The sequence below is a fragment of the Streptomyces diastaticus subsp. diastaticus genome, from assembly GCF_011170125.1.
GTDB classification, from domain to species: Bacteria; Actinomycetota; Actinomycetes; order Streptomycetales; family Streptomycetaceae; genus Streptomyces; species Streptomyces diastaticus.
This window is the reverse complement of record NZ_BLLN01000005.1, coordinates 190,979-206,249: the sequence shown is the minus strand read 5'-3', so window position 1 is coordinate 206,249 and position 15,271 is coordinate 190,979. Positions and strand designations below refer to the sequence as shown.

General features: G+C 74.1%; 4 protein-coding genes (1 of these 4 only partly in view). All 4 read left to right on the top strand.

The genetic code is table 11. The features are described from left to right. Tightly spaced (each overlapping or abutting the next), the 4 genes in view from Sdia_RS18700 to Sdia_RS18685 form a layout consistent with a single transcriptional unit that may run on beyond the window. A protein-coding gene (locus Sdia_RS18700; RefSeq protein WP_189500237.1) for an SDR family NAD(P)-dependent oxidoreductase crosses the window boundary here: on the top strand, positions 1 to 12,802 show its 3' portion. The gene continues 6,758 nt to the left of window position 1, outside the view; 12,802 of the gene's 19,560 nt are visible here — the last part of the coding sequence; the start codon falls outside the window, past its left edge; the stop codon is at positions 12,800 to 12,802. Then, on the top strand, positions 12,799 to 13,782 hold the full coding sequence (locus Sdia_RS18695; RefSeq protein ID WP_229831299.1) for an LnmK family bifunctional acyltransferase/decarboxylase: 984 nt from the start codon (positions 12,799 to 12,801) through the stop codon (positions 13,780 to 13,782). Before Sdia_RS18700 ends, Sdia_RS18695 begins: the two co-directional genes overlap by 4 nt. Continuing rightward, positions 13,782 to 14,042: an acyl carrier protein gene (locus tag Sdia_RS18690; RefSeq protein WP_202854050.1), complete on the top strand. Its 261-nt coding sequence runs from the start codon at positions 13,782 to 13,784 to the stop codon at positions 14,040 to 14,042. Before Sdia_RS18695 ends, Sdia_RS18690 begins: the two co-directional genes overlap by 1 nt. After that, a complete protein-coding gene (locus Sdia_RS18685; protein ID WP_100454161.1) occupies positions 14,039 to 15,271 on the top strand; it encodes a hydroxymethylglutaryl-CoA synthase family protein in 1,233 nt (410 codons plus the stop codon). The genes Sdia_RS18690 and Sdia_RS18685 overlap by 4 nt, the downstream gene beginning before the upstream one ends.

The following is a 15,271-nucleotide window of genomic DNA, read 5'->3' as shown; positions in this document are numbered from 1 at the left end:
CTCCTCCCTGGTGGCGATCCACCAGGCGGTGTCGAGCCTGCGCTCCGGCGAGTGCGACATGGCCCTGGCCGGAGGCGTGGCGCTCATGATCACCCCCCGGATGCACGTGTGGACCAGCGCCACCGGCGTACTGTCGCCCACCGGCCGGTGCGCCCCGTTCGACGCCTCGGCCGACGGCATCGTCCTCGGCGAAGCGGTGGGGGCCGTCGTGCTCAAACCGCTGGAGCGGGCTCTCGCCGACGGAGACACGGTGCACGCCGTGATCAAGGGGACGGGAGTCAACGGGGACGGCCGGACGAACGGACTGACCGCCCCCAGCGCCGACGCCCAGGCCGCGCTGCTCGACGAGGTGTACACACGGTCGGGTCTCTCCCCGGACGAGGTGGGCTACGTCGAGGCGCACGGCACCGGGACCCCACTCGGCGACCCGATCGAGGCGAAGGCTCTCGTCCGGGTCTTCGGCCGCCGGGACCCCGGAGCGGGCCCGTGCCACGTCGGCTCGGTGAAGGCGAACATCGGGCACACCACGATCGGCGCCGGGATGGCGGGCTTCCTCAAGACGGTGCTCGCGCTGCGCCGGGGCGTCGTCCCGCCGACCCCCGGCTTCGGCCGGATCAACCCCAAGATCTCGTTCGCGGGCGGGCCGCTCCGCGTCGCCACTGAGACGGTGCCGTGGCAGCCGGGGCCCTCCGGCGCCCGGGTCGGTGCGGTGAGCAGCTTCGGCTTCAGCGGCACCAACGCCCACGTGGTGCTGGCCGAGGCGCCCGCGGCCCCGCCGGCAAGGAGGGCCACCGAGGACGGGAACGCGGTGGTGCTGCCCCTGTCGGCCATGACCGACGAGGGCCTGCACCGCCTGGTGGGGCGGATGGCCGACGCGCTCTCCGAGGAGCACGACCTCGGCGACGTCGCCCGGACCCTGGCGCTGTCCCGGACGCATTTCCCCGTGCGGACCGTGCTGGTCGCGGCCACGGTGCGGGAGGCGCGCGAGCAGGCGGCCGTGGTGCTGGCGGGCGGTACACCCGCCCTGGACCGGCACGGGGCACAGCTGCGGCGGTTCGCCGAGGACTACCTGGCGGGCCGCGAGGTGCGGTGGTCACGGCTGCACGCCGGACGGCCCCGGCGGAACGTGCCGCTGCCCACCTACCCGTTCGCGGTGACCGGACACTGGGCCGTGACCGCGACGGACGGACCGGAGGAAGAAGGAGCGGCGCCAGAACCCCCGGGGGAGAGCACCGGCGCCCACCGGCTGATGGTCTGCCGCCCGAGCTGGCGGGAAGCACCGGGGCCGCGCGCACCGCAGACCGCCCCGGGGACCGGACGCAGGGTCGTCCTCGTGCACGACGCCGACGCCGGCCGTCTCGCCGACGCCCTGGCGGCGCTGCACCAGCGGGACGACGTGGTCCGCGTCCCGCTGTCCGGGGCGGGCCACCCGCACCGTGGTGGTGGACAGCGGACACCGGACATCGTCTACCTCCTCGCCGGAAGCGGCCCGCGCGAGGGCGAGGATCCCTCCGGCGACCCCGCCGCTCTCGGTGCCTTCCGTGTGCTCGGCCGGATGGCGGCGGACGGCCGGGCCCGCCGGCATCCGCTGACGGTGAAGTTCGCCGTCCACGGGACGCTGCGCGTCCTGGAGGACGACGAGGTACGCCTCCACGGCTCGGGCCTGACCGGCCTGTCCCGCGCCGTGGCGGCCGAGCACCCGGCGTGGAGCGTCCACTGCGTCGACGTCGGGTGCGGAGAGGGCGAGGACTTGGCAGGCGAGGCCGCCGCGCGGATCGCGGCCGAGTCGGACGGTTCCGTCGTGGCGTGGCGCGGCGGACGCCGGTACGAACGGAGCTTCCAGCCGGTGCCCGAGCCGGTGGGGGAGGCTGATCCCTTCCGCACCGGCGGTGCCTACCTGATCGTCGGCGGGACGGGAGGGCTCGGCCTCGCGGTCGGCCGCCGGCTGGCGTCCGAGTACCAGGCGCGCCTGGTGTGGCTCGGACGACGCCCGGCAGACGCCGCGGAGGTCGCCGCCGGCATCGCGGAGATCGAGGAGCTCGGAGGGCGGGCCCGCTACGTGCGGGGTGACGTCGCCGACCCGGCGGCGGTGCGCGCGGCGGTGGCCGAGGCGCGTCGCTCGTTCGGAGCGCTGCACGGGGTGGTGCACGCCGCGGGCGTCCTGCGGGACAAGTCACTGGCCCGGATGACCGAGGAAGAGTTCACCGAGGTGCTGGAGCCGAAGACGGCCGGTGCCGGCGCCCTGCTGTCGGCCCTGGAAGCGGAAGGGGAACGGCCCGACTTCTGCGTCCTCTTCTCCTCGGCCGCCTCGTTCGTCGCGGCGGCCGGCCAGGCCAACTACGCGGCTGCCGCCACCATCGAGGACGCGTACGCCTGGCGGGGGCGCAGCCGTACCGGATTCCCCGTGGCGGTCCTCAACTGGGGCTACTGGGGAGGGGTCGGCGCCGTCGCGGACGAACGGTACCGACGGTCCTTCCTGGCCCTGGGGGTCGGCTCGGTCGATCCCGGCGAGGGCTTCACCGCGCTGCGGCACGCACTGCGTGCCGGGGAGGGGCAGACGCTGGTCATCAAGGCCGACCCGGCCCGTATGGCGGAGCACGGGATGCCGCTCGCCGAGCGGTCCGGCGAGGAGGCGTCCGAGCGGACGCGCTCCTACCTCCGGCGTGTCTTCGCGCAGGTGCTCAAGTGCGAGGAGCAGGACTTCCGGGACCGGCAGACGTTCGAGAACTTCGGCGTGGACTCGCTCAGCGGTGCCGAGATCGTGGACCTCCTCTCCCGCGACCTCGGAGAACTGCCGGCGACCCTGCTCTTCGAGCACCCCACCATCGAACGCCTCGCCGACCACCTGCTGGCCCTCCGCGGGGACCGGCTGCCGCCGCACGGTGGCGGCGACGAGGCGGGGGGAGCGGACGAAGCGGCCGAAGGACAGGGGCCGTCCGGTCCCGGTGGGGACGCCGGCCACGCGGTCGACCAGGAAGGAGAGGCGGGAGCCAGGCCGTCGGCGACCACACCGGCCGCCGGCAGCCTCGCGGTGGCCGACCGCGCCGAGGAGGCCATCGCCGTCGTCGGCGTCGCCGGACGGTACCCCCAGGCACCCGACCTCGACGCCTTCTGGCGCAACCTCGCCGAGGGCCGCAACTGCGTCACCGAGGTGCCACCCGAGCGGTGGGACTGGCGCGAGCACTTCTCCCCCCGGCGCGGTCAGCCGCACACGGCGTACGGCAGATGGGCGGGATTCCTGGAGGACGTCGACCGGTTCGACCCGGGGCTCTTCGGAATCCTGCCGCGCGAGGCCGCCGCCATCGACCCCCAGGAACGGCTCTTCCTGGAGACCTGCTGGAACCTGCTGGAGGAGACGGGATACCTGGGCGAGCACCACCGGGTGCCGGAGACCGGGGTCTTCGCCGGGCTGATGTACGGCTCGTACGGGAAGATCGCCGCGGCCGAGGGATGGCCGAGGGGCGAGTTCGGCGGGGCGCACTCGGCGTACTGGTCGGTGGCCAACCGGGTGAGCTACTTCTTCGACCTCAACGGACCGAGCCTCGCCGTCGACTCGGCCTGCTCGTCCTCCCTCACCGCGGTGCACCTGGCGTGCGACAGCATCCGCAGGGGCGAGTGCCGCATGGCCATCGCGGGCGGGGTCAACCTGGTCCTCCACCCGGCCCACCTGGTGGCGCTCTCCGGGATGAACATGCTGGCAGGGGGCGACGGCTGCCGGCCCTTCGACGCGGAAGCGGACGGTTACGTCCCGGGGGAGGGGGTGGGCGCCGTCCTGCTCAAACCGCTGGCGGACGCGGTGGCGGACGGCGACACCGTCTGGGGCGTCATCAAGGCGAGCCGGGCCAACGCGGGCGGCAAGACCAGCGGCTACACGGTCCCCAGCCCCCAGGCCCAGTCCACACTGATCGGCGAGACGCTGCGGCGGGCCGGGACCGACCCGCGCACCATCGGCTACGTGGAGGCCCACGGCACCGGCACCGCGCTGGGGGACCCCATCGAGATCGCCGCGCTCACCCGGGCCTTCGACGGCCCCGGGCACCAGGGGGAGCGGGACGGCCACCGCTGCGCCGTCGGATCGGTGAAGTCCAACATCGGTCACCTGGAGGGGGCGGCGGGGATCGCCGGGCTGACCAAGGTCCTGCTCCAGCTCCGCCACGGCCGGATCGCGCCCAACGCCAACCTCGAACGGGTCAACCCGAAGATCGGCTTCGAGGCGACGCCGTTCGTGCCGCAGACCACCCTGGCCGAGTGGCCCCGCCCGGTCCTGGAGGAGGAGGGGCGGCCGAGGGAGTATCCGCGGCGCGCCGGGGTGAGTTCGTTCGGGGCGGGCGGCGCCAACGTCCACCTCGTCGTGGAGGAGTACCGGGCGGAGCACGGAACGTCCGAAGAAGCGGAGGGGCGTGACCAGGGGCCGCTCGTCTTCCTGCTGTCCGCCCGGGACGGGGAGCGGCTGAGGGAACTGGCCCGGCGCGTCGCCACGTACGTCGCCGGCGCTCCCCGGGACGGGCTGCGGCTGCGCGACCTGGCGTGGACGAGCCAGACGGGCCGGCGGGAGATGAACGAGCGGCTCGCCGTCATGGCCGACGGGCTCGACACGCTCGCCGGCACACTGCGCCTGTTCGCCGAAGGGGAGCCCTCCCCCCTGGTGCGGACGGGCACGGTGGCCGGCGGCGCCTCCCGCCGGTGGCGGGGCCAGGCGCCCGCCGCGGCGGCCGAGGCGTGGGTGACAGGCGCCGAGGTCGACTGGGCGGCGCTGTGGTCCGGCCCGCGGCCCCGGCGTGTGCCCTTCCCGACCTACCCCTTCGCACGGAGCCGTCACTGGCTGCGCGTCGTGGGGACCGGCTCCCGGCCGGACGCCGACACGGAGGACCGGCCACGGACCGGCTCCCGGCCGGACGCCGGCGGAGAACGCCGGGACGTGGCCGCCGGGGCGCGGACGGTGCCCACCGAAGAGGCCGGACGGTGCCGCTTCGGGCACCCTGAGTGGCAGACGTCACCGCTGGACGGCACGGAGCAGGCGCCCGCCGGCACGGTCCTGGTCGTCGGCCCGGACAGCCGGGTCGCCGAGGAACTCGCCGAGCAACTCGCGTCCGGCGGCTCCGTCCCCGTCCCGGTGGTGCCCGGCGCCGCGTTCGGCCCGTACGGGGCCGGTTACCGCATGGACGCCGCGGACCCCGGGCAGTGCCAGCGCCTGGTCGCCGAACTGACCCGGCGCGGACCCCTCCCCGACACCGTCGTCTGCACCGCTCCGGAGGGGCCGGCCTGGCACGACGCGAGCGAGGTGCCAGGCCACGTGGAGCGGGGCTTCCACACCCTCTTCGGCGTCGTCACCGCCCTGCTGGCGGCTGCCCCCGGTACACGTGAACTGCGGGTGGTGTTCGGCTACACGGCGCCCACACCGGCCTCCCGGCCGTACGACGCCGCGGTCGGTGCAGCCCTGCGCACCCTCTCCCTGGAGCGCAGCGGGTTCGGCGGAGCCGCCGTGGCCTTCGAGGGCGGCGACGCGCTGACGGACCCCGCGCTCCGGGCGGCCAGGCTCCTGGCCGAAGTGCGCGGCTGCCGGCCCGGCCGTGCCGAGGACGTGCGCTACCGCGCGGGCGAGCGCCAGGTGAAGGTCCTGGCGCACTTCACCCCCGAGGAGCCGGCGGCGGTGCCGCTGCGTGCCGGCGGCACGTACCTGGTCACCGGCGGGGCGGGGGCCCTGGGGCTGCACGTCGCGCGCCACCTCACCGAACAGGCCGCGGTGAACGTGGTGCTGGTCGGCCGCTCCCCGCTGGACGCGGAGAGGGCGCGCCTGGTGGACGGCCTGAGCGGTGCCGGCGGGTCGGTCCGCTACCTGCGGGCCGACGTCTCCTCGGGTGAGGAGGTCCGCAGGCTGGTCACGGAGGTGACCGGCGAGTACGGGCCGGTCCACGGCGTGGTGCACGCCGCGGGCGTCACCCGCGACTCGCTGGCCACCACCAAGACCAAGGCGGACATCGAGGCCGTCCTCGCCCCGAAGGTGTCCGGAGCCGTCGCACTCGACGAGGCCACCCTCGGGCAGCCGCTGGACTTCTTCGTGCTGTTCTCCTCCGTCGTGGCGCACAGCGGGAACCCGGGCCAGTTCGACTACGCCTACGCCAACGCGTTCCTCGACGAGTTCGCCCGGCAGCGGGAGCAGCGGCGTACGGCCGGACTCCGTTCCGGGCGCACGGTCTCGATCGGATGGCCGCTGTGGGCCGAGGGCGGCGTCACCGTCGACGAGGCCACCGAGAAGATCCTCGTCCGCAGATGGGGCATGGAGCCGATGAGTACGGCCAACGGGCTGCGTGCCCTGGAGGTCGCCCTGACGTGCCGGAAGCCGTGCCTCACCGTCGTGCAGACCGTGCGCGACCCGGACGAGGCGTCCGGCGGCGGAGGGGGGAGAGGGCGGACCGACGCGGAGGACCGGACCGGGGGTGAGGAACCGCCTCCGGCGTCCCCTGATGCGCCGCCGGCGGACGTGGAACGGCTGCTGCGGACCGCCGCGGCGGACTTCCTGATGGTCGGCCCGGACGACGTGGACATGGACGCGCAACTGCTGGAGCTGGGATTCGACTCGATCACCCTGACCGAACTGATCGTCCTGGTGAACGAGACCTACGGCCTGGACCTGCTGCCGACGGTGCTCTTCGAATGCGCTGACCTGGCGTCGTTCACCATCTATCTCCAGGAGCACCACGCGGACGAACTCTCCCGTGCCGGTGCGCGGACGGGGGCGGAGGCCGCCCCGGAACCCGCCCGGCCTCCCGCTCGGCAGGACGGAACAGCCGGCGCGGCCGGACCGGGCGGAACAGCCGAACCGGCCGGACCCGCCGAGCCGCCTGCGCCCGGCGGGTCCCCGTACTCCGCCGGAGCCGCTGGACCGGAGGCGACCGACAGGCCCCCCGGGCCGCTCTCCTCGGGCGTACGGCCCGGGGCGGCGCGGTACGAGGTGGCCGTGATCGGCATGGCCGGTGTCTTGCCCGGGTCTGCCGACACCGCCACGTTCTGGGAGCACCTGGCGGCGGGCCGGGACCTGGTGACCGAGGTGCCCGCAGACCGCACCGATCTGCTCCGGCACCCCGGCGCCGCGGACCTCCGGGGAGGCTTCCTGGACGCCGTGGACCGTTTCGACGCCGGACTCTTCGGCATCGCGCCCCGCGAGGCGGCGTTGATGGACCCTCAGCAACGGCTGTTCCTGGAGACGTCGTGGCACGCCGTCTGGGACGCGGGCTACCGGCCCGCGGAACTGGCGGGTACCGCCACGGGCCTTTTCGCGGGGACGTCGACCTCCGACTACGCGGATCTGCTCGCCCGGAACGAGGTACCGGTGGAGGCGCACTCCGCCTCGGGCGTGGCCCACGCCGTCCTCGCCAACCGCGTGTCCTACCTGATGGACCTGCGCGGCCCCAGCGAGGCGGTCGACACCGCGTGCTCGAGTTCCCTCGTCGCCGTTCACCGGGCGGTCCAGGCACTCGCCTCGGGAGAATGCGACCAGGCGCTGGTGGGAGGGGTGGGAGCCCTGCTGAGCCCGGCGCTGTTCACCGCCTTCCACCGGTCGGGGATGCTCAGCGCCGACGGCCGGTGCAAGACCTTCGACGCCGCCGCGGACGGCTATGTCCGGGGCGAGGGGTGCGGGGTCGTCCTGCTCAAACCACTCCACCGGGCGCTGGCCGACGGCGACCACGTCCACGGTGTGGTCACGGGCACCGCGGTGGGGCACGGCGGCCGGTCCAGCTCTCTGACGGCCCCCAGCCCCGAGGCGCAGGCGCACGTCGTGACCCGGGCGCACCGGCGGGCGGGCACCGACCCCGACGCGCTGGGGTACGTGGAGGCCCACGGCACCGGCACCGGCCTCGGTGACCCGGTGGAGATCGAGGGACTCAAACGGGCCCTCACCGCCCTCTACGCCGACCGGGGCCAGGAACTGCCGGACACCGCCCACATCGCGGTGGGTTCGGTCAAGACCAACATCGGGCACCTGGAGGCGGCGGCGGGCATGGCGGGCATGCTCAAGGTCCTGCTCTCCATGGAGCACGGGACACTGCCGCCCAGCCTCCACCTCGACCGCCTCAACCCGCACATCCGTCTGGCGGGGACCCCGCTGCGGATCAACACCGGGACCGTTCCGTGGGACATACCGCCCGGTACCGCAGGCGGTGCCGCACGGATCGCGGGGGTGAGTTCGTTCGGCTTCGGCGGCACCAACGCCCACGTCGTCCTGGAGTCCGCCCCGCCCCGGCCGTCCGCGCCGCGCGACGGTGGTCCGCGACTGGTGGTGCTGTCCGCGCCGTCCACCGCCCGGCTGGCCCGGTACGCCGAGCGGCTCGCCCGGCACCTGGAGGACCGCGGGCCGACGCTCGACGAGGTGGCCCGGACCTTGCAGACCGGACGGCAGGAATGGCCCGAGCGGCTCGCCGTCGTGGTCCGGGACGTCCCCGAACTGGTGCGGGCGCTCGGCGCGGTGGCCCGGGAGGAGCACCCGCCCGGCGTCCACCGCGGCACGGCACGGTCCGACGCGCCGCCCGCCACCCACCACGGGGACCTCGACGCGTTGGCCCGTGCGTGGTGCGACGGCGCCGCCGTCGCATGGGAGCGCCTGTGGACCGGCCCGCTGCCCCGCCGCGTCCCACTGCCGGCGTTCCCGCTCGCCGACACCCGTCACTGGTTCCCGTCCGCCCCGTCCCGCCCGAGCCAGGAGGCCGTCATCGAACCGCTCAGGAGAGCCACCGAGCCGCAGGCCGCGCCGCGCCGCAGCAAGGTGAGGCTGGCGGCCCTGGACAGGGCCGCCGCCCCACCCGCCGGGCCGGGGCACACCCTCGCGCCGCTGCCCGCACCCGAGGCGGCCCCCGCCACGGCCGCCCGGCCTCCCGCCGCCAGGGAGGTGGCCGCCACGATCACCGGAAGACTGGCGGAGATCCTGGGCGCCCCGGCATCCGGCATCGGCGTCGACACGCCCTTCGCGGAACTGGGCCTGGACTCGATCTTCCGGATGGACCTGGTGCGTCTGCTGAACGAGGTCCACGGTCTGGATCTCAAGGCGGCCGAGCTCTACGAGCACGACACCGTGGAGCGCCTCACCAGGATCGTCGTGGACCAACTGGCGGACGACGCGCCCCCGCCCCCGTCCCCGCCCTCGCCTCCGCCCGTGCCCGTGACGGTGTCCGGGCCGAGCCTCCCTGAGGAGCGGCGGGAGCGGACCACTCCCGTGGCGCCGGCCGGCGGGCAGGACGGGGAGCGGTTCGTGCCGGCCCTCACCGCGGTGCTCGCGGAGGCGGTCGGCCGGGAGGTCGACCCGGCACGGCCCTTCACCGACCAGGGCTTCACCTCGTTCGAGATGCTCAAGTCCGTCGTCGCCCTCGAACAGCGGCTCGGAGCCCAGCGCAAGACGCTGCTGTACGACCACCCGACCGTGCGGAGGCTGGCGGAGCACCTGCGCGAGGCCCACGGCACCCGCGCGGCCGCCGCGCTGGCGCGAGAGCCCGAGCACGTTCCGTCGCCGCCGGGGACCGACCTGGCGGCGGAGCCGCCGGCCGGGCGGCCCGAGGACGGGCCCGCCGTTCTCCGCAAGAGCGACCTGGTCTCCGACGCCTCCACCGCCGCCCTCATCGAGGACATCGACAGCCGGCACGCCAAGGAAGGAGGACTGCCCGGTCGCGACATCGCCCCGCTGATCTTCCTGGGATCGCGCCGCACCGCCTACTTCAACTTCTCCCAGCGTGGCGGCTCGCTGCTGGCCTGGAGCTACGTCGGCTCGCGCGAGGAGCTGCCGCGGCTCGTCGCCGAATGGACCGAGCACGCGGAACGCCGTGGTCTGCGGCCCAACCTGCTGTCCATGGTCCGCCTGGAGCGGGTCGGTGACCGTCCTTTCAGCGCGACGCCCTTCGGCGTCGTGCAGCGCCTGGAGGACCTCCCGGGCTTCACCCTGCAAGGCTCCCGGATGCAGCGCGTGCGCCACCTCGTGCACAAGTTCGAGCGGATGGTGGGAGCGCGGACCGAGGAGTACGAGGTCGGCTCCGATCCCGCGACCGACCTGCGGATCGTCGGCCTGATCGACGGATGGTGCGCCACCAAGGACATGGTCAACCCGTACGTCTCCACGGTGCGGGACGAGATCGGTCGTGGCGTGCTCGGTGAGCGCCACCGGATGTTCCTGACCTACGCGGGCGGCGAGTTGCACAACGCGGTGATCGTCACCCGCATCCCGTCCGAGGACGGCTACCTGCTCGACCTGGAGTTCTACTCCGGCGCGGCACCCCGGGGGAGCCTGGAGTACACCATCGTCCGGATCATCGGGCTGCTGGTCGCCGAGGGGCGCACCCTGTTCAGCTTCGGCGCGAGCCTCGGTGTGCGGTTCGGCGATTCCGAGAACGCCGACCCCGCCACCGAGCGGGCGCTGGCGGAGCTTCGCTCGCGGGAGGTCTTCACCGGAGAGGGCAACTTCCGCTTCAAGAACAAGTTCCGGCCGGTCAACCTGCCCATCTACCTGTGCAGGCCCGCGGACGCCGACCCGACGGACGTGTCCGAGGTCATCCTGATGATCGCCGACCCCGAGGTGGGGGAAGCGCGGGGGACGGCAGGGACTCCGGACGCCGCCGCCTGCGAGGCGGCCGTGCCGCGGCCCTCCCGGACGCCCACGCACTCCGGCCCCGGCCCGCTGACCGGTGCGGCGGGTGACAGGGAGCGCCTGCTGGCCGACCACGGCTTCAACCCCCTGCGCCTGGAGCCCGGGGCCGTGGAGATCGACCTCGTCACCGACTCGTGGGCCGAGATCGACGCCCCCTACGTCACCGAGGCGATGGACGCGCTGCGCGACAGGGCCGCGGGACACGGGCGGACGGCGGTGGATCTGGAGAAGGGCGCCGGACTGCCGTTCGCCCACGCCGTCGCGACCATGCGCGGCAGGTCCGCGGAGGCCCTGCTGTGCCGTGCCTGGCCCGGACCCCGTGGCCTGGTCGTGCAGAACGCCCTCTTCCCCACCTGGGCGATGAGCCAGCTCGACCACGGCTTCACCCCGCTCACCGTCCCGCCGGCCGCAGCGGACGCCGATCACCTCTTCCGGGCCGATCCGGACACCGGCGTACTCGACCGGACGCTGGCCGAGAACGCCGGCCGGGTGTCCTTCGTGTGCCTGGAGACCAGTACCAACGCCACCGGCGGTTACCCCGTCTCGCTCGCCGGCCTGCGCCGGGTGAAGGAGATCACGACGGCACACGGGGTGCCGCTGGTACTCGACGCGACCCGGCTGCTGGAGAACGCCGCCTTCGTCGCGGCCCACGAGGAAGGCCGGCGCCGTCCCCTCTGGGACGTGGCCGACGAGATCCTGCGCCTGGCCGACACCGTGACCATGAGCCTGTCCAAGGACTTCGGCGTCGACTGCGGCGGTCTCGTCGCCACCGACGACCACGTGCTCGGCGACCGGCTCCGCGAGGACGTCATGCTGCGCGGCGCCGAACCCGGCGCCGCCCACCGCCGCCTCATCGCGGCCGCGCTCGCCGACCGGGAGCGCGCCGCCGAGGGCGTCACCGCACGCATGGCGGCGGTACGAGCGCTGTGGAAGCGGCTGGAGGAGGCCGGTCTGCCGGTCCTCGGCCCGGCAGCGGGCCACTGCGTCCTCCTGGACACCGCCGGACTGGGAGCCGCCGGGGACCCGCGCCACCGGACGGCCGGCTGGCTCTCCTGGCTCTACCTGCACACCGGCGTCCGGGCGGCCCCGCACCTGGTACCGGCCCCCGACAAAGCCCCCGGCGACGTCGTGCGCCTCGCGGTGCCCGTGGGGCTGGGCGTCGAGGCGGCGGAGGAGGCCGGACGGCGCATCGTGGCGGCTGTGCGGGAACGCGGACCCGCGCCGGAACTGGCTCCGGTCGGCACCCGAGCCCACCCCGCACGGGCGGAGTACCGGCCGGCGGACACCCTCCCCGAGGACGTCCTGGCCGCCATGCACGAGGGCCACACGCCCCTGAGCGACAACCACGCCGTGCTGAAGGAGCACCAGCCGGCCGTCGTACGCCAGTTGGTGGCGCTGTCCGAGGGCCAGGCGGAGGCGTTCGTGGCGGGCGAGGGCACCCCGCTCGTCCTGCTCCACCCGTTCAACATAGGAGCGGGCTTCTTCGCGCCGCAGTTCGCCGCACTCGCCGACCGCCACCGGGTGATCTCCGTCCACCACGCGGGAGTCGGAGCCACCACGGTCGCGGCGGACCTGTCCGTCGAAGGGATGGCCGACGTCCTCGGACGCACGCTCGACGCCCTGGACGTACGCGGACCGGTCCATCTGGCCGGTGCTTCCTTCGGCGCGCTGCCCGCGCTGGAGTTCGCGCTGCGGCACCCCCGCCTCACGGCGTCGGTGACGCTGATCGGCGGCTCGTACAAGGTGGGCAACCGCCGGGGAGAGATGAACCGTCTCGAACTGGTGGCGGGCGAGGACTTCGACCGGCTCCTGGCCCAGCCGGGCACCGAGGAGGCCGCCGAACGGCGTGCGCACTTCGAGCAGTTGCTGCTGCGCTGCGAGAGCCTGGACGGCCGGATCGGGCTGCGCTACCTCGACGAGTTCGACGCCGCGCCGAACCTGCTGCCGAGACTCGGTGGTCTCGGTGTCCCCGCGCTGATCGTGCACGGACGGCACGACACCGTCGTGCCGCTGAAGACCGGGCACCTGCTCCACGGAACACTGCCGGACGTGCGTTACGAGGAGTTCGAGAACGCCGGGCACTTCCCCAGCCTGACCTCCGCCGAGCGCTTCAACCGCCTGCTGGCCGGGTTCCTGGAGGAACGCGACCGGGCGGTCCGGAAGGAGGGGCGGTGACGCGGCACCCCGAGGCGGACCACGGCGTGTCACCCGCGTTCGACGTGCTCGGCTCCGGCACGGTGCGTCGCAGACTGGCCGTCAAGCCCGCCATGTGCGGACACAACTCACTCTTCCTCGGACAGGTGGGGGACTGGAGCTGGGAGGCGGTGGGGGCACTGTGCGACACCGACGTCCTCGGCGCGCGCGACGCCGCCGGCTCCCCGACCTACCTGGCCTTCCACTACTACCGGGTCCGCGGCAGCGGCGACTTCCACCTGCGGAGCCTGACCTTCGGCGACGAACTCACCGTCCTCTCCCGGTGCTTCGGCTTCGGCAGCGAGTCGGTGCTGACGCTGCACGACATCACCTCCACCACGGCCGGCGGAGAGCCGCCGGCCGGGGTGGAACCCGACGCTTTCTACCGGCCCCCGCCCCCGGCCACGCTCCGGGTGGAGACCTTCAACCGGTGGATCGCACGCAAGGAGGCGCACAGCAACCGCGAGCTGGTGCTCTCCTCGCCCCCCGGCTTCCGCCACGCCCACCTGCCCAGGCTGCCCGACGCCCACTCGCCGCGCCTGGCCTACGGGCGGGCGCGGCGCGTCCACACCTTCGTGGAGGACCCGGACGGACGGTACGTGACGGTGGCCGACGGATTCACCACGCGGTACGCCGTCGACGTCACCCGCGACCTCAACGGCGTGGGGCTCGTCTACTTCGCCGCCTACTTCTCCATCGTCGACCAGGCCGTGCTGCGGCAGTGGCACGCCCTGGGACGCGACGACCGGGCCTTCTTGAGGCGCCGCGTCGTCGACCAGCAACTGTGCTTCCTCGGCAACGCCGACGTCGGCACCGAGTTCGAGATCGCCGTGACCGTCCGCGCCCGCGCCGCGGACCCGGCCGAGGAGGTCGTGGACACCGTGGTGCGGGTGGCGGGGACGGACCAGCTCATCGCCGTCGGCACGCAGCGCGTGCTGCGGGACCTGGAGGAGGGGGAGTAGTGGAATCCGACGAGAACCGGAGGCGACGTGTGGAGCAGGCCCTGCGCGAGGCCATCGGCGTGGTCCTGCCGACCGTGCGGCCCGGCCTGGTCACCGGGGACAAGCACCTGCGCGACCTGGGAGCGGACTCGGTGGACCGGATCGAGATCATCCTGGAGGTCACCACCCGGCTCGGGGTGAGGGACCCGATGTCCTCCTTCAGCGACATCCCGGACATCGACGCGCTGGTCGACCGGTTGAGCCAGGCGGTGCGGGCATGACGGTCGGCATCGAAGCACTCAACGTCTACTGCGGTCTGGCCGCGCTCCCGCTGCCCGACCTGTTCGACGGCCGGGGGCTGGACAGGGCGCGACTCGACAACCTCATGATGGAGCGCCGCTCGGTCGGACTGCCCTTCGAGGACCCGGTCACCAACGCGGTCAACGCCGCCCTGCCGCTCATCGAGGCGCTCGACCCGGCCGAACGGAACCGGATCGAACTGCTCGTGACCTCCACCGAGTCCGGGATCGACTACAGCAAATCGGTCGCCTCGTACGTGCACCACCACCTTGGCCTGCCCGCCGGCTGCCGGGTCATGGAGGCCAAGCAGGCGTGCTACGCGGCGACCGGCGCCATGCAGCTCGCGGCGGGGTACCTGGCCTCCGGCATGTCGCCCGGGGCCAAGGCGCTGGTGATCGCCACCGACGTCGCCGTGGTCGACGAGTACGCGGAGTACGCCGAGCCCGCCACCGGGCACGGCGCGGCCGCCCTGCTGATCGGCGACGATCCGCGGATCATGGCCCTGGACCCGGGTGCCTTCGGCCTGCACAGCCACGAGACGCTGGACTCGGCCCGGCCCCTTCCGGACCTGGACATCGCCGACGCGGACCGCTCGCTGTTCGCCTACCTCGACGGGCTGTCGCACAGCTACGCCGACTACAGCGGACGCGTCGAGGGCGTCGACTTCGCCGCCACCTTCGACCGCCTGGTGCTGCACACACCGTTCGCCGGACTGGTCCGGGCGGCGCACCGGAAGCTGATGCGCGAGCGCACCGGCGCGGACCCGGCCGAGGTGGAGGCCGACTTCGCCCGCCGGGTCGCGCCCTCCCTGGTCTATCCCCGGACCGTGGGCAACCTCTGCTCGGGCTCGGTCTACCTCGCGCTCGCCTCCACGGTGGACAACGCGCCCCCCGGCGGCCCGGAGCGCGTGGGGCTGTACTCGTACGGCTCTGGATGCGCGGCCGAGTTCCTGAGCGGCGTGGTCGGGCCGGGCGCGGCCCGCGAGCTCGCCCCGCTGCGGATCAGGGAACGGCTGGACGCGCGGCGGCTGATCAGCTTCGAGGAGTACACACGCCTGCTCAAGGAGAGCCGCCGGTGCCTCGTGCCGCGGCGGGAGCGCCGGATCGAGGTGGAGCAGTGGTCGGAGTACCTCGCGACGCCCGGCCGCCCCGACCGGCTGCTGGTGCTGACCGGGGTGGAGGACTACCACCGGCGCTACACGTGGCGATGA